Source organism: Dialister invisus DSM 15470 (genome assembly GCF_000160055.1).
Classification (GTDB): domain Bacteria; phylum Bacillota; class Negativicutes; order Veillonellales; family Dialisteraceae; genus Dialister; species Dialister invisus.
In genome coordinates this window covers 1,161,635-1,177,619 of record NZ_GG698602.1, presented here as the reverse complement: position 1 = coordinate 1,177,619, position 15,985 = coordinate 1,161,635, and the positions used below count along the sequence as shown (strand labels likewise).

17 protein-coding genes are annotated in these 15,985 nt (G+C 50.2%); 14 read left to right on the top strand and 3 right to left on the bottom strand.

The annotated features are described in order from the left end of the window. Positions 1-2: 2 nt before the first annotated feature. From GCWU000321_RS05865 to GCWU000321_RS05830, 8 genes are all read left to right on the top strand, one after another. Positions 3-869, top strand: a complete 867-nt coding sequence (locus GCWU000321_RS05865) for a 2-oxoacid:ferredoxin oxidoreductase subunit beta (RefSeq protein ID WP_007070211.1) — start codon at positions 3-5, stop codon at positions 867-869. A 149-nt stretch (positions 870-1,018) separates the two neighbouring features. Further along, positions 1,019-2,077 (top strand): tetratricopeptide repeat protein, encoded by a 1,059-nt coding sequence (locus GCWU000321_RS05860; RefSeq protein ID WP_007070209.1) that lies wholly within the window; start codon positions 1,019-1,021, stop codon positions 2,075-2,077. A 77-nt stretch (positions 2,078-2,154) separates the two neighbouring features. Continuing rightward, on the top strand, positions 2,155-2,799 hold the full coding sequence (locus tag GCWU000321_RS05855) for an IMPACT family protein (RefSeq protein ID WP_040381383.1): 645 nt from the start codon (positions 2,155-2,157) through the stop codon (positions 2,797-2,799). Positions 2,800-3,059: 260 nt separating this feature from the next. Beyond that, complete coding sequence (locus tag GCWU000321_RS05850) at positions 3,060-4,463, top strand: alanine/glycine:cation symporter family protein (RefSeq protein ID WP_007070207.1); 1,404 nt, start codon at positions 3,060-3,062, stop codon at positions 4,461-4,463. A gap of 63 nt (positions 4,464-4,526) precedes the next feature. Continuing rightward, a complete protein-coding gene (locus GCWU000321_RS05845) occupies positions 4,527-5,597 on the top strand; it encodes an alanine/ornithine racemase family PLP-dependent enzyme (RefSeq protein ID WP_007070206.1) in 1,071 nt (356 codons plus the stop codon). Between the two features lie 130 nt (positions 5,598-5,727). Further along, complete coding sequence (locus GCWU000321_RS05840) at positions 5,728-6,270, top strand: nitroreductase family protein (protein ID WP_007070205.1); 543 nt, start codon at positions 5,728-5,730, stop codon at positions 6,268-6,270. Positions 6,271-6,411: 141 nt separating this feature from the next. Continuing rightward, the gene (locus tag GCWU000321_RS05835; protein ID WP_050754524.1) at positions 6,412-6,981 is read left to right on the top strand and encodes a CpXC domain-containing protein; all 570 of its coding nucleotides are present in this window, start codon (positions 6,412-6,414) and stop codon (positions 6,979-6,981) included. Between the two features lie 98 nt (positions 6,982-7,079). After that, the gene (locus tag GCWU000321_RS05830) at positions 7,080-7,718 is read left to right on the top strand and encodes a CpXC domain-containing protein (RefSeq protein ID WP_007070202.1); all 639 of its coding nucleotides are present in this window, start codon (positions 7,080-7,082) and stop codon (positions 7,716-7,718) included. 388 nt (positions 7,719-8,106) lie between these two features. Here GCWU000321_RS05830 and GCWU000321_RS09195 read toward each other — a convergent pair whose 3' ends face one another. Next, positions 8,107-8,697, bottom strand: a complete 591-nt coding sequence (locus GCWU000321_RS09195; RefSeq protein ID WP_007070200.1) for a TetR/AcrR family transcriptional regulator — start codon at positions 8,695-8,697, stop codon at positions 8,107-8,109. Positions 8,698-8,898: 201 nt separating this feature from the next. On the opposite strand from GCWU000321_RS09195, the gene GCWU000321_RS05820 reads away from it, so the two are divergent. The 6 genes from GCWU000321_RS05820 (at position 8,899) to GCWU000321_RS05800 (ending at position 14,207) form a co-directional block, all read left to right on the top strand. After that, complete coding sequence (locus tag GCWU000321_RS05820; RefSeq protein WP_040381380.1) at positions 8,899-10,230, top strand: hemolysin family protein; 1,332 nt, start codon at positions 8,899-8,901, stop codon at positions 10,228-10,230. A 1-nt stretch (position 10,231) separates the two neighbouring features. Continuing rightward, entirely contained in the window at positions 10,232-10,696 is a 465-nt protein-coding gene (locus tag GCWU000321_RS05815) for a hypothetical protein (RefSeq protein WP_007070197.1), read from the top strand. Positions 10,697-10,865: 169 nt separating this feature from the next. After that, on the top strand, positions 10,866-11,867 hold the full coding sequence (locus GCWU000321_RS05810) for an ABC transporter substrate-binding protein (protein WP_156777748.1): 1,002 nt from the start codon (positions 10,866-10,868) through the stop codon (positions 11,865-11,867). A 9-nt stretch (positions 11,868-11,876) separates the two neighbouring features. Then, positions 11,877-12,026, top strand: a complete 150-nt coding sequence (locus GCWU000321_RS09580) for a hypothetical protein (protein WP_007070195.1) — start codon at positions 11,877-11,879, stop codon at positions 12,024-12,026. Continuing rightward, complete coding sequence (locus GCWU000321_RS05805; protein ID WP_156777747.1) at positions 12,023-12,994, top strand: apurinic/apyrimidinic endonuclease family protein; 972 nt, start codon at positions 12,023-12,025, stop codon at positions 12,992-12,994. The genes GCWU000321_RS09580 and GCWU000321_RS05805 overlap by 4 nt, the downstream gene beginning before the upstream one ends. A gap of 7 nt (positions 12,995-13,001) precedes the next feature. Continuing rightward, positions 13,002-14,207 carry a GDSL-type esterase/lipase family protein gene (locus tag GCWU000321_RS05800; protein WP_169303246.1) on the top strand — a complete coding sequence of 402 codons (1,206 nt, stop codon included), beginning with the start codon at positions 13,002-13,004 and terminating at the stop codon, positions 14,205-14,207. A gap of 92 nt (positions 14,208-14,299) precedes the next feature. Here the strand turns inward: GCWU000321_RS05800 and GCWU000321_RS05795 are convergent, their stop codons facing one another. Further along, positions 14,300-14,485, bottom strand: a complete 186-nt coding sequence (locus GCWU000321_RS05795; protein ID WP_007070192.1) for a hypothetical protein — start codon at positions 14,483-14,485, stop codon at positions 14,300-14,302. Positions 14,486-14,494: 9 nt separating this feature from the next. Then, a complete protein-coding gene (gene uraA, locus GCWU000321_RS05790; protein WP_040381376.1) occupies positions 14,495-15,763 on the bottom strand; it encodes a uracil permease in 1,269 nt (422 codons plus the stop codon). Between the last annotated feature and the right edge of the window lie 222 nt (positions 15,764-15,985).

The following is a 15,985-nucleotide window of genomic DNA, read 5'->3' as shown; positions in this document are numbered from 1 at the left end:
TTATGGGTTCACCGAGAGATTATAAAAATACTATCGTGCCGAACTGGTGTCCCGGGTGCGGCGATTTCGGGATCCAAAATGCGATTGCCGCTGTCTGTGCGGCTAAAGGCTGGCCGAATGAAGATATCGTTTTGATTTCCGGTATCGGCTGTTCTTCCCGCATCGGCGGGTACCAGTACTGCTACGGTGCCCACACGACCCACGGACGCGCGCTTCCTTTTGCCCAGGGCATCAAATGCGCCAACAAAGATATTCATATGATCGTCTGCTCCGGTGACGGCGACTCTTACGCCATCGGTTTGGGACACGCCCTCCATGCGATGAAGAGAAATATGGATATCACCTATATCGTTTTCGACAACCAGGTTTACGGCCTGACAAAAGGGCAGACGAGCCCCATGTCTTCCAAAGGCTTTGTGACCAAGACGACGCCTGACGGCAATCCCCTCACTCCGCTTGACGCTCCGTCCATGGCTCTTGCCGCGGGCGCTACCTTCGTGGCGCAGGCGTATGCCATCGACATGAAGAATATGGTGGATGTCATTACCAAAGCGGTCGATCATAAAGGGTTCTCCTATGTCAATATTTTCACGCCCTGCGTCACTTTCAACCAGTTCAATACAGTGGAATGGTACAATGGTCATCTGAAAAAACTGGCAGATATACGGGAAAACTATGATCCTCATGATAAGGCGGCTGCGTTCCATCTGCTTTCCGACACCGACAGCCTCGTACTGGGCGTTATTTATGAAGAGGAAGGCGCTGTACCTTTCGGTGAAATCGTTCCGTCGGCGGATGTGCGCCTTGCAGATCACGTGGAAAAGCCGTCAGCTGCGCTTTTTGAAGATCTCTGTATGGAATTTCGGTAAAATCGTTCTCCGGCGGCGGTTTTCCGCTTTCGGAATTAAGAAAACATTTATAAATCAGATTCTGCGATTTAAGCAGCAACTACTTGAAATAGCGGGCCTGTCCCGAAGTGTGAAGGGCGCTTTTGCGTCCTGAGGAAAGGATAAGCATCATGGCATCAGATCGAATGATGGAATACTATTATTCCATGGGGCAGGATACCCTGGCTGCCGGAGATATCGACGAAGCGGTCACTTATTTCCGTAAAGCGGCCAACCTAGGTGCCGGCGAAGCGGCTCATGAAATCGGCGTTATCGGCCGCCGGCTGGAAAAGGGAGACGGGCTGGAAAAGGATGAGGAAAAAGCGGCCCACTGCTACCGCCTGTGCGGAGAAATGGGCGATGATGAAGCGTGGCTGTACCTGGGGAAGCTGTACCTTCGGGGGCTTAATGGAGGAAAGCCGAATCCGAGGAAAGCCAAACGCGCTTTGGAGCATGCGTCTGAGGCAGGATATACGGAAGCGGCCGTTCTTCTTGCCCGGATATACGATGAAGGTGTCATGGGGCAGGTTAATCCCGCAACTGCTTTTAAATACTACCTTTTGGCAGCACAGCGGGGAGATTCGGAAGCCATGCTTATGACCGGTCTTTTTTATGCGCAGGGAGTATCCGTGCCCAAAAATACCGTGGAAGCAGAAAGATGGATACGGAAGGGGAAAGAAGCGGGCGACCCCGATGCCGATGAAACGCTCCGCGGATTTCTGGCGGTGGCCTGCACGGAGTATCTGACAGGGGCGGCAGGCGTGGTGGATGAGAAAAAGGCTGCTGCCATGGCCAAAGAAGCGGAAGCGATGGGAGATAAGGAAGTCTATCTCCGCATGGGATACGCTTATCGCGCAAGCCGTGTGGAAAATCATGCGAAAAAAGCTTTTGATGCTTTTAAGAAAGCGGCGAAATACAAACTGCCCGAAGCCGATGCGGCGCTGGGTCTCTGCTATGAGTCGGGTCTCGGTGCAGAAGCGGATATTTCCAAAGCCGTGAAATATTATAAAAAAGCGGCGGAAAAAGGAAATGCTTTCGCCATGGCCCATTACGGCTGCGCCCTTGCCAATGGGGAAGGCGTGAGGAAAAATAAAAAATCCGCCATGGAATGGCTTATCAAAGCGGCCATGAAGGGCGATGAAGGCGCCATCCTCATCCTGAAAGAAGATTACGATTACACCTTGAAATGATAAAGACACCTTCTCTGCAAGCAGGGGAAGGTGTTTTTTCATGGTACAATAGAAATATATTTCATGGAGGATCATTCATGCTCATTCCTTACCGCTCGGTGCGGACACCTTGCCGAAAAGAAACGGAGATAAAAAAATCAATATTTATTGCGCAGCTTTTCCCTGTAGAAACAGAAGAGGAAGCGCAGTTCATTTTGGAAACTGTGCGGAAAAATCACAAAGATGCGGCCCACCACTGCTGGGCATGGCGCATCGGCACCGTCCGCATCCGTGAGAAATCAAGCGACGGCGGAGAGCCGCAGGGGACGGCAGGACATCCCATGCTCCATGTCCTGCAGATGAAATCGCTCACTAATACTCTATCCGTTGTGACAAGATACTTCGGCGGCATCAAACTGGGGACGGGCGGACTGGCGAGAGCATACGGCGGTACTCTGGCGGAAGCCGTGGAGGAAGCGGGTGTTCTTTGTTTTATGCCCCACGTCCGCCTGGAACTTACGATTCCCTATACCGCGGCAGGCGCGTTTGAACACTACATCAAAGGTACGGATATCCGTGTACTGGACAGAATCTTTGCGGAAGAAGTGCAAATCACATGCCTCTGCCTTCCGGAAAATAAAGCAAGGCATGAAATGTATTTCCGGGATATGACCGGCGGAAAAGTAAAGGTGGAAGACCGGGGCGAAGAATATGTGGGAATGGAAACAGAGGAGAAGGAGTAAAGGGAATCGGATCAGCAGGGATTTTTTATCCGGTTTTTGCAAATAAAAAGGAAGTTCGGTACGGCCTTTGCTTTTTCTGAACCCTATGGGAGCCTGTTTGCGCTTTTACGGAATTTGTTGACAAAAGGCATATAAGTTATTACTATTTTTATAGTTATGATTCAAATCAGGACAGGAATTTTATGTTGAAGTCGTCATGGGCTCGGGGACTGAAATGAAGTGCCCGGGATTTACCCGCGGACGCAGAGGGGGAAACGGTTATGATGCCAATTCTTGATTATCTGGACGGGATACTGTATTATCCCATCCTCGTTGTGGTATTAACGGCGGCAGGGCTGTATTTTACATGCAGGACGGGTTTGGTGCAGTTCCGTATGTTTTGGGAAAGTATCCGCCTTGTAATGGAAAAGCCGCAGAATGAAGGGGCGGTTTCTCCTTTCCATGCGCTCATGGTTTCCACGGCATCCCGCGTAGGTACAGGAAATATTCTGGGTGTTTCCACGGCAATCTGTCTTGGCGGGCCGGGCTCCGTTTTCTGGATGTGGGTTATTGCCGTCATCGGCGGAGCGTCCGCGTTTATTGAAAGTACCCTTGCCCAGGTCTATAAGAGAAGAGACAGCAAGGGAGACAGCTACGGCGGACCTGCTTATTACATCGAATCCGCCATGCACAACCGCACCCTTGGCGTACTCTTCGCTTTCTTCCTCATCATCACCTATGCCGGCGGCTTCAATATGCTTGCTTCATATAATCTGCAGTCCACTTTTGCGGCCTATGGCTGGTATGATCCGGCTGTCACGCCGTGGATCATCGGTGCCGTTCTCGGCGCGCTTGTGGGGTACTGCATCATGGGCGGCGGAAGACGTATCCTCCGTGTCACCGGTGTTCTCGTGCCGATTATGGGGCTCATCTATGTGGCGGCGGCTGTGATTGTCGTTGTGATGCATATAAATCTTATTCCGCAGGTGTTTGGCATGATTTTTGCCGATGCTTTTGATTTCCGGTCCATTCTGGGCGGCGTTTCCGGATCCTGTCTCATGTTCGGCGTAAAGCGCGGCCTCTTTTCTAATGAGGCGGGCGTAGGTTCCGCGCCGAATGCTGCCGCTTCCGCTGATGTAAGCCATCCGGTCAAGCAGGGACTTGTACAGATGTTGTCCGTTTTCATCGACACGCTTCTTATCTGTACGGCGACCGCTATGATGTGTCTGGCTTCCGGTACTCCGATTACGAAAGAAATCGCCGGTGCGGGATATGTGCAGAATGCCGTGACTGTGGCTTTTGGAAGCTTCGGCCCGATCCTTATCACGGTGTGCATGGTGCTCTTTGCCTTTTCCACACTGATCGGCAACTTCTTCTATGTGGATAACTGCCTGATCTTTATTCATAAAAAAGAACCGGGAAAATCTTTTATGACAGGTTTCCGAATTTTGGCATCCCTTGTCATTTTCGTCGGTGCGGGCATGTCTATGGCAGCGGCCTGGGATATCGCCGATATTCTCATGGCTCTTATGTGCCTGATCAATATTCCCGCCTGCCTTGTCCTCGGCGGAACGGCAGTCAAAGTGATGAAAGACTATGAGCGCCAGAAGAGAGAAGGCAGGGATCCGGTCTTCCATGCGGCTGACGTGGGTCTGGATCTTGACGAAGTGGAATACTGGAAATAATAATTTCGTACTAAAAAGCTCATTCCGGAAATTGACGGGGTGGGCTTTTTCAGGAGGCGGCATATGTATCCCCGGTTGAAAATATACTTGAAACGGATTGAAGAAAATACACGGGTCGTCAAACAGCTGTGTGCCGGTCACGGTATCCGCGTCATGGGCGTGACGAAGGCATGCTGCGGTGCGCCTGAACTGGCGGAAGCTTATCTGGCGGGCGGCCTTGCCATGATTGGCGATTCCCGCGTGGCGAATCTGAAGAAACTGGAAAATATCGAAGCGGAAAAGTGGCTCATCCGTCCGCCCATGCTTTCGGAAATAGAGGATCTGGTCTGCTATGCGGATGTGTCGCTTCAGTCTGAAATGGAAACCGTCCGTGCGATAAATAAGGAGTGTGAAAAGCAGGGGAAGTGCCATAAAATCATCCTCATGATGGATCTTGGCGATATCCGCGAGGGATATGTGGATGAAGAAGAATTGATTGCCGCTGCGGTGGAAACGGAAAAGCTTTCTCGTGTGGATCTTTACGGTATCGGCACCAACCTGACTTGCTTTTCTTTTATTCAGGCCGATGAGGAAAAAATGGAACGCCTTGCGGAAATGCGGAAGAAAGTGGAGAATGCCGCCGGCCATACATTGGAAATCGTCAGCGGAGGAAACAGTGCGGCCCTGGATCTCATGATGCGCGGAGGTATTTGTGAAGGGGTAGATAATTTCCGTCTTGGGGAAAGCCTTCTTTTCGGCAAGGAACGGAGCAGGTATACTTTCCTGCCGGGAACGAGGAATGACGGATTTATTCTGGAATGTGAAGTGGTGGAAGCGAAAGTCAAACCGAGCCTTCCCTGGGGAACGGCGGGGGTGGACAGCTATGGACGGAAACCCGTTTTTACAAACAGGGGTGAAAAGAGGAAAAAGGTCATCTGTGCCATCGGACGTCAGGATTTTGATGCGGAAACGGCAACGCCTGTGGATGAAGGCATTCTTATCTTAGGTGCCAGTTCGGATCATCTCATGCTGGATGTGACAGACAGCGTGAAGGAATACAAAGTGGGAGATATCGTGGAATTGCGGCTGGGGTATTTCTCCGTTCTCCGCGCTTTCACTTCGCCTTATGTGGAAAAGATATTTCTTAAAAAATGAAGAAATCGGGAGCAGGACAGGGCGCTTCTTCAGCAGAAAAATATGTCTGTTTTTCTCATGAAACAGTGGCGAATTTTTAAGAATCCCGTATAATAGAGAAAAGGATTTTTGTAGTCTGGAGGATGGTACTATGGACGCAATCGAATGCCTGGTTACAAGGAGAAGTATCCGCAATTATACGAAAGAGCCTGTTTCCGCAGGGGACATCGAAAATGTGGTGGAAATCGCGCAGATGGTTTCCTGCTGGGAAAATACGCAGCCTGTCCGTTATGTAGCGGTGCTGGACAATGATCTGAAGAACCGTATTGCCGATGAATGCACGAAGAAGTTTCCCTGGAATACGGAAAATATCCATGAAGCGCCTGCGCTCATCGTGCTTTGCACAGTAAAAGGGCTTTCCGGCTATGAACCGAATGGAGAAGCGTCTACGACAAAGGGAACCCACTGGCAGTCTTTTGATGCGGGCATGGCAGCGGATCATTTCTGCCTTGCCGCACGGGCGGTGGATCTGGGGACGCTCATCATGGGACGGTATGACGAAGAAAAGATCAAAGAAATTCTTGATCTTCCCGAAGAGTATGATGTGTCCTGCATCATTGCGGTGGGCCATCCCGAAGTCATACCCGCTGCGAATGAAAGAAAGCCTTTAAAGGAAGTGCTGACTTTCAGATAAGGAATAGGAGAAAAGGAAAATAACGGAACTCTCATAAAAGGGAGTCCGTTATTTTATTAGCAGGGAAAAATTATTTTCTTTATCCACTTCCGTCTGCTCCGGCAGGCCGTGATATAATGGAACAAAAAACAGGGGGAGTCTATGTCTTTGCTTGAAACTGCCTGTCCTCACTGCGGAAAGTCTATGGTGTTTTCACCGATTGATTATATCAATACGGAAGAGCGGCCGGAGATGATACAAAAAGTGCGCGACGGAGAGGCTTTCGTGTCGATATGCGGCCATTGCGGTAAAAAGTCCCGTATGGACTATTCCTTTTTGTACTATCAGCCGTCGGCGCTGTTCCTGGTGTACTATGCAGCAGATCAGGAAGACTATGAAAAGGCGTGGAAGATGCTTACCGGGCAGGATAGAGGACGCCGCCTTGATGAAGAAAAACTTCGGGGCGTGAAGAAACGGCTTGTCACGTCACGGGAGGCACTTCGGGAAAAGCTTATGATCCTTGACAGCGGTTTCGATGATCGGGTCATTGAATTGATGAAGGGGCTTGCCTTTATGTCGCTCCGGCGTCATAGTCCCGAACTTCATCCGGAGCGTGTCCTTTTTGATATGGGGCTGACGGGAACCATTATTTTCGTTTTGAGGAAAAGGGAAAAGTCATCGCGGCATATGCATTTGAGGCGCCGATGTACCGAGAAATTGAAACGGGTGTGAAAGATATGCTGGAAACACTTTCAAGGAACCAGCCGGTTATTAATGCGGAGTGGGGTGCTAAAGCCCTCCGCACGATTCATCAATCATAAGGAGCAGTTATGTCACAGTCACAGATGCAGGAAATCACCTGCCCGAAGTGCGGGAAGAAACAATTTTTCCGTGTGTGGGACAGTATCAATACGATGGAAGATCCTCCGCTTAAGGAAGCGGTCAGGAATGATGAAGCCTTTTCTTTTCATTGCGGGGACTGCGGTGCGTCTGCTGTACTGCATTATAATTTCATCTACCATGAACCGGCGGAGAAGCTTTTTATCGTATGCAGCGCTGACGGTTCCGATTACACGGCGATGAAAGAAACACTCACGGCGGAGGACAACGCCTTTAAAGGCTACACGAAACGCATCGTCCTGTCTCACAATGCATTCAAAGAAAAACTATTGATTTTTGACGCGGGATTCAATGACAAGATTGTGGAAGTCATGAAAAGCGGTATTTATGCCAATGTGGAGGCTCATTACAAAGATAAGGGGATTGATGAAATATTTTTTGCCACCAACGAAGAGGGGGAGCACGGATTCCTTCTCCGCGGACATGGAGAAATGCTGGCAGCGGTGGAATTTGACAAAGCCCTGTATGACGCGCTCCTGGAAAAGGCATTGGAAACCATAGACGCCCTTTCGCCTGCGGATGTCATTATTGATACGGAATGGGCGCAGGCAATGGTGGAAAGGCTGTAAGCTGTCATCAGCATAATAGATTCTTCACTCCGTGTCATTGTTCCGTTTTCCGTCTTTCCCACAAAGCATTCTTGCCTCCGTTCAGAATGACGGCGGACGGCAAGGCGTCATCCTGAACGAACGTGAAGGATCTGCTGCCGTGGTGAGGGAATCGGTAAGAAGATAAAAGCTATCAGCTGTGAGCTGAAAGCTGTTAGCCGTTAGCTATGAGCTGTCAGCTGTCAGCTAAAAGTGCTGAATGACAACGGACGGCAAGGTGTCATAATGAGTGAATGTGAAGGATCTGCTGCCGTAATGACACAAAAGAATAGGATGAATTTTTGCAAGCAAAAACGCCGCTGTTGGATATGCGGCGTTTTTTCATCTGTAAGCCGGCGGCTGCTTTTTATTATTTCATATATTTATAGAGGAAGGCATTGACTTCTTCCGTGACGAACTGGTTGGATTCTTCGCTCAGCTTGAAAGAGCCGCCCAGCATGCACCATGTGATGAGCGCACCGTAAAGATGGGAGAGAAGAAGTTTCGTAAGGAACGCGACCGGTGTATCTTCTTTCAGCCGGTTTTCTTCTTTGGTGTGCTTGAGAATGGTATAGATTTTACGATATCCTTCGCGGAGATTTTCCGCGCCTTCTTCTGCGGAGCGGGGAGACATGATATCGCGGATCCATTGGCGGATCAGATTTACACCCATGCGGTCCGCTTCGTGGAGAATAGCATTGAAGTAATAGGTCAGTTTTTCCTGTGGGCCTCCGGGCATCGTCATGGCAGTGGTAAATATTTCTTCTATGACTCGGGTGGAAAATTCACGGACGACATCTTCCTTGCATACAAAATAGTGGTAGAATGTGCCTTTTGCCACACCGGCATCTTTCGTGATTTCTTCGACGGAAACGTTGTCAAATCCCCGTTCGCTGATGAGTTTTCTGGCGGAAGCGGTCAGCTTGGCTTTTGTCCGCTCGGCTTTTTTGGTTAAAGGCATTGCGCATCCTCCTTTATTATTTATATTATATTAGTATAAAATAAGCGGGGTATAAATGCAATGACTTTTAGTCATTTAAATGATCCGGAAAGGGTTTGGAATAAAATTTCCGCCGCTGTAATTGGGCGGTTTCCTTTGGTATAATGAAGACAGGAAAACGGAAAGAATACAGTGTCCGGGTAAATGGTTTGGAGGAGCTTCATGGACGACGGCCATATATGGTTTGAATTATTTATTATTGTTCTGCTTGTCTTGGGAAATGCCGTGTGTTCATTGGCGGAAATAGCCATTGTGGGAGCGAGGAAGACGAAGCTGCAGGAGCTGGCGGATGAGGGGAAGCGTGGCGCGGCACAGGCGCTGAAGCTGACCGGACGTAAAGAGGAGCTGTTCTCTACCATCCAGGTGGGGATTACCACCATCAGCATCGTGACGGGTATGTTCTCCGGCGCCTCTCTGGCAGGCCCTCTTGCTGATTTTCTTGGCGGCATTCCTATAGCCGGCGCTTTCCTGGCACCTTTGAGCATGTTCTTTGTCATGGCGCTGGTGACGTATTTTGCTTTGATTATCGGGGAGCTGGCACCGAAGTGGATCGCCATTGCGGAACCGGAGAAAGCAGCGTGCCTCATCGCCCGTCCCATGATTTTATTTTCCAACCTGTGCAAGCCTCTTGTGGTATTCAGCACGTGGTCAACGAAGCTTGTGGTGGAGATGCTCGGCGTCCGCATGGGGGGCGAAACGCCCGTATCGGAAGAGGAAATACGTGTCCTTCTCCATCAGGGGGCGCAGCTCGGCACGATTGACAAAAAAGAACCGGAAATGATTGAGAATGTTTTTTCTCTGAATGATCTCACTGCGTCGGATACTATGACCCCGCGGCCGCAGCTTGTATGGATTGATCTGGAGGATACGGAGGAAAATATCTGGGAGGATATTAATCATTCCACCCACTTCCGTCTTCCCGTGGGAAACGGATCCCTTGATGATTTCAAAGGTCTTGCCGATATGAGCGAAGTGCTCCGCGACCAGCACCGGAATCCCGGCAAGTCTATCAAAGCGTCCATCATGGACTCGGCTTACCGTCCGCTCCTGATTCCGGAAACACTTATATTGACAAAAGTTCTTGCCCTGTTCAAAGACCGGGTGGTCCACGAAGCGGTGGTCATTGATGAATACGGCACCCTGACGGGACTGGTCACGCTCCATGATGTTTTGGAAGAAATCGTGGGGGACATGCCCGGCGACAAGGAAGACATGCTGGAGGCGCAAAATAAGTTTATCCGCCGCACGGAAAATTCCTGGCTGGTGGAAGGACTGTGCACCATTGATGAGTTCAGGGAGTATTTCCATATCGAAGAAGAACTTCCGGGAGAAGCGGAAGATGACTACAAGACGCTTGGCGGGTTTATCACGTACCTGTTCGGCTATATTCCGAAAGAAACGGAAAAAATTTCCTTCGGCCGTTTTACCTTTGAAGTGATGGACTGCGACAACCGCAGAGTTGATAAAGTATTAGTTACGGAAGGGGAAGGATAGTATGTACAAAGACGGAGATTACAGGGGGTTGTCCTTAGAAGAGGTGATTCTTGCCATTCATGATGAACTGCGGGAAAACCGCGCTTTCCTCCAGATGTCTCTTCTCGATCCCGATCCCGACAACCGTCCCGCGGAAGATCTTCGGATACGGAAAATCATGGAGCTGGCAGGCGTCATGGAAAACGTGCTGGACACGCTCGTGAGGAACACTTGCGGATCGGAGGCGGAAGCCGGCCATGATGGGGAAGAAATCCCCTGCCGTGAAGAATCTGAAGGCGGTGTCGACGTGGAGTATAGAAGCCATATGCCCGGTAAGCCTGACGAGAGTGAAAATATCGAGCAGGATTGGAATATGGATGCTGTGGGGGATGAAGCGGAAGACGTAAAAAAGAAGAAAGATAAGACGAAAAAAGGAAAGAAAAGTAAAAAGGATAAAAAAGGAAAGAAGAAGGGGAAAAAGAAATAAGCAGGGAGAGCCGCGCTGTCATCGGGCGGCTTTTCCTATGCCTGCGCCGCTCTTTCCTTTCCTGAAGTATGGGACAAGGGGGCGTTTTCATGGCGGGATTTTCTCTTTTTATTTGACCGGTACGCTTTTATTGGCTACACTGGATATAATGTTTTTGAAAGGCGGTAGTATGGAATTCAGTATAAGAAACAGAAAAGTATGGTTCGTTTTCCTGCTTCTCTGTATAGCCCTCTTCCTTTTGAGCGGCTGCGAAATGAAAAAGATGGGCGGCGATGCCGCGTCGAAGGAAAGTTATGTCGTCACTGACGCGTTTGACAATCAGGTGACTATTCCCCACAAACCGAAAAAGATCCTCGGCACGGACTCTGCTATCGATACGATGCTTCTTGGCGTTGTCGAACCGTCACGGCTGGCGGCGTGCTTCATCGCGGATAAAGATCCCGGCATGTCCTATATCGCGGACGAGGTGAAGGATATCAAGCCGGAGATTCCCCTGAACGGGATTTCTATGGAAATATTGACAAAAATAAGTCCCGATCTTATCGTGGCGTCATCTTATACGAGGCAGAAGGAACTGGATATGTGGCGCAGCCTCGGCTATCCTGTCGTCATGATCGACGGCCCGACGTCCATCGCCCAGGCAGAAAAGGATATACGCATCATCGCGGCTGCCGTGGGGGAAACGGAGCGGGGAGAAAAGGTGGTCGCCGAAATGGAACGGCAGTTAAAAGAGGTGGACAGTACACTTTCTGCAAGGAATCTTCCGCTCCAGACAGGACTTCTTGTTTCCCAAATGAGCCGTTACGGCGGACCGGGTTCCATGTACCATGAACTGCTGACAAGGGCGGGAATCAAAAACGCCCTTGCCGAAGTGGGCGTAGCCAACGGGCAGCTTTTGTCGCAGGAGCTGATTGTCAAATCGGATCCGGATTTCTTCTTTGTTTCTGCTGACAGGGAATCGGATGAAACGGGAGCGGGGAAATTCAGGGACAGTTTTTTGGCAAATCCCGCCATTCAGAATATGCGTGCTTACCATCGTGTCATTCCCCTGGAGGACCGGTATATCTATGCGTCGTCTCAGAACTGCGTCTATGCGGTGAAAGCGATGGCAAACGCCGCTTACGGCCCCCTTTTTGATATGAGCGGGGAAAAACAGATTAAAGGATATTGAGGAGGAACTATGTCGAAGAAAGGGAAAAAGAAAAACAGAACTTTGGATATCATCATCTTAACGATGCAGATGATTTCACTCATCACCAATCTCTGGCTCCTGAAACATGCCATTGACAGAAGTATCGTAAAGAAAAAGACGGCGGGGGAGAGACATTGAAGCAAAGTGTGAGCCACTATGTCATGCCTGATGAAAAAGAAGAAGCAACGGCGGAATTGGTGCACCGCTTGGGGCTGGACGGCATTGAAAACCTTATTTACGGTGATGAACCGTCATCCAATCTTTTCACATCGCTCACGGTGGGGGCGCATCTGCGCTTTTGGCCGAGGTGGATGGATTTTTACCTGGGAAATACGAAGCGCTGTAAAAAACAGTTCCCCGATGAAAAAGCCCTTACCGCTTACTATGGTGCCTCCGACACGGACGGCTGGCTTGAAGAAATACGGAAAAATATCCGCGCGGCGCTGGCGGAAAAGCCGGAGTACCTTGTGTGGCATGTGGCAGACTGTACTCTAGAAGAAGCATGGACACGGCAGTTTTATTACACTTCGAAGGACGTTCTTCGGGAAACGGCGGCTATTTACAATGCCGTTTCCGAAGAAGTGCCTGAAACGGTGGAAGTCCTTTTCGAAAATATTTTCTGGCCGGGGCTGTGCCGCCTTCTGCCTTCTGAAATAGACTATTTCTTTTCCCTTTTGAAAGGGTCAAATGTAGGACTTGTCTTAGACACGGGCCATTTCATGAATACCAATCCGGATCTGGAAACTGAAGCGGACGGCGCGGAGTATATCTGTGCCATGGCGGAAAAACTGGGGAGCATGAAAAAACTGTTCCGCGGGATGCACCTGTCCTGTTCCCTGTCCGGGAAGTACCAGAAATCCTGTACCGCCGTGCCGCCGGAGAACATGGACGGAGAAACCGTCATGATGCATATTACCTCTATCGACCAGCACCGTCCTTTCACCACGGAAGCGGCGCGGAAAATCGTGGAATGCATAGAGCCTGCATACCTCACGCATGAGCTTTTTGGTGATTATGGGGAAATCTCCGAAGAGAAACTGAAAATTCAGCTGGCCGCCATCGGAGCATATGGAAGCGGCGGGAAATCCGTTTTTTTATGCGGGTAAAGGAGTCATGATGAAGAAATGCATCTGCCTCTTATGGCTGCTCATGGCCGTATGTTTTTGCAGTCCGGCAGGCGCGGAAACAGGCCTTTACTTTTTATCCTGGGATATGGATGGGGACGCAGTCTGTTATGCGCTGGAAGTCACTACGGAGGACGGAGAAGTTCTCTATGCCGATGATTCCGTCTGGCAGAATGAAGTCATATTTCCGGCGGATATCCCCTCGGAGGCGGAAGAGAAAATTTTCTGGCGTGTGCGGCCTTTCGATTTATACGGCGGGCCTCTCCATGGCTGGACCGAAAGAGAGCCTTTCGAGGCGGTCGGCAGTTTTCTGGAACGGGAAGCGCCTCTTCTCCGTCCGGATAATCACGAGGACCGGCGGATGAAACTGCTCTACCCCGTTTATTCCTATGTGGGGCTTCCCGGCGCAAAATCATATGAAGTGGAAGTGACGGACAGCGAGCCTGAAAATCCTGACGGTACGGAACCGTCCATGTACCGCGTGTGGTCGGGGACGACGGAAATCATGGAGATTTACGATGACTTTCCCCGTACGGGCGTGTACTGGTGGCGGGTACGGTGCCTTGATGAAGACGGAAATGCCCTCGGTGTGTGGAGTGAGGCGCGGAGAATGGAAATGCCTGTTGACGGATGGGAAACGGGGCTCTTCGGCGACAGCATCAGCCACGGCGGAGGACGGATGTCTTTTTCGCCGTCTGATGCGCTGTACAATCTGGGCTTTTATCTTGACGAGCCAACGGTGAACCTGGCACAAAGCGGTGACACGAGCCGGCGGATGGCGGAACGGTTCGAGGCGGATGTGCTTCCTTTCCGCTTAAGATATCTCCTCATCATGGGCGGTACGAACAGTCTCCGCGGAGGAGAAGATCCGGAGGAAGTCATCGGTGATCTGCGATATATCGGCGACAAGTGCAGGGAAAATGGGATCAAGCCGATTTATCTCACTTTGGCACCAATCAATCCTGACAATATTAAACGTTATTTCGGTGAAGACACGGCACCCGATTGGAAAGAGCGCTTTTCTACGGTGAATGAATGGATACGCACGCAGGATCATATCGATACGGCAGTGCTCTTTGCGGATATGGATGTATTATCACCGGAGTACGGCGCAGACGGTATCCACATCGACTGGAAAGGGAAATTCCTGATGGGGCAGCTTATTAACAGGGAACTGCCGAAATTTAAGGAATAAGGTATCGGCGGATGGCGGAACTTAAGACAAATCAAAAATGCAGACGGTCACAAGTACACTGTCTGCGTTTTCTATTTCCTGATATTGAGCTTTCAGAACAGCCGTGATTTCAGTTTCATGGCTGTCCATTTGGCAAGAGCGTCTTTTGCTTCCTGCGGCGCGGTATCCACAAGGCGCACCCGTGCTTTTAACCGCTCCTCCATGGTGACGCTTTTGTCGATGTAGGGTTCGAAAGTTTTATACAGATTCATTTTTGTGATTTCTTCATTGATGTCCATAGGGCCTCCTTATTTCTTGTCATTGGAAAGATGAAGTCTGTCAAAGATCAGGAATGAGAGGGAGAGGATCATGGCAACGATGGTGGCAAGTCCCATGCCTTTCAGCTGGACAGGTCCCAGGGTAACGGTCGCGCCCGATAGTCCGGAAATCATGGTGACGGCGGTGAGAATCAGGTTTCTTGATTTCGTGTAGTCCACTTTCTTTTCGATGAGCATGCGGATCCCTGAGGATGCGATGAAACCGAAGAGGAGAATGCACACGCCGCCCATGACGGGGGTGGGGATGGCATGGATGACAGCGGCCACTTTGCCGATGAAGGAAAAGATGATGGCGAAGACTGCCGCGCCGCCGATGACCCAGGTGCTGTATACGCCTGTCATGGCCATGACGCCCATATTTTCACCGTAAGTGGTATTTGGCGTGGAACCGGCAAAACCGGAAATCATATTTGACAAACCGTCGGCAAAGAGGGAGCGGTGGAGCCCCGGATCTTTGATGAGGTCGCGGCCGACGATGTCGCTGGTGACGAAGAGGTGGCCCAGATGTTCGGCGAAGACCACGAAAAGGGCGGGCATGATCATCATGACGGCGCTGAAATTAAAGCGGGGCGAATAAAAGGTGGGGACGGCAAACCATTCTTTCGCGGCTACATTGGAAAAATCGACGACGCCCATGATGATGGAAAGGATATATCCCGCGATGACGCCGATAAGAATCGGAATAATGGAAATAAATCCGCGGCCCAGTACAGTGGCGAGAATGGTGACGATGAGGGTAAACATGGAAATCATGACAGCCATGGCATTTGTCATACCCTGTGCTTCTCCGGAGAAGCCCGACATGCTCATGGCAAGCGGGGCAAGCTCCAGGCCGATAATGGCGACGATGGAGCCCATAGCGGCGGGAGGGAACAGCACATCAATCCATGAAGTCCCTATCTTCTTTACAAGGAGCGCGAGAATCATGAAAGACAGGCCGAAGCAGATGAATCCGCTTTGCGCGTCGGCATAGGTCATACCCTCTGTGGCGGTAACCGCGAGAACCGGAGAGATGAAAGCGAAACTGGAACCGAGATAGGCGGGCAGTTTCCATTTGCAGATGAACAGGTAGAGCAGCGTGCCCACGCCGTTCATGAAAAGACAGGTCGCCGGATCCACATGCAGGAGGAACGGCACGAGCACCGTCGAGCCGAACATGGCGAACAGGTGCTGCAGGCTGAGAGGTATAGTCGGCAGCAAAGGCAGTCTTTCTTCCACTTCGATAATTCTTTTTTCCATAAAACCCTCCATAAAAACCTTCACCCGCGAAAAAAGGAAGACCGCGTCCCAAACAGCGATCCTCCCTTCTTTAAAGACAATAAACTTATCTCAAATATTTTATACTTTCATACCTGTAAAAGCAAGAGTAAAGTAATATTTTCTGTAATTCCGTATAAAAACTATTTATAAAGAATGTATCCGAAAAAGTTATGCCCCGCTTTCATAACTTCGGATTTTTCG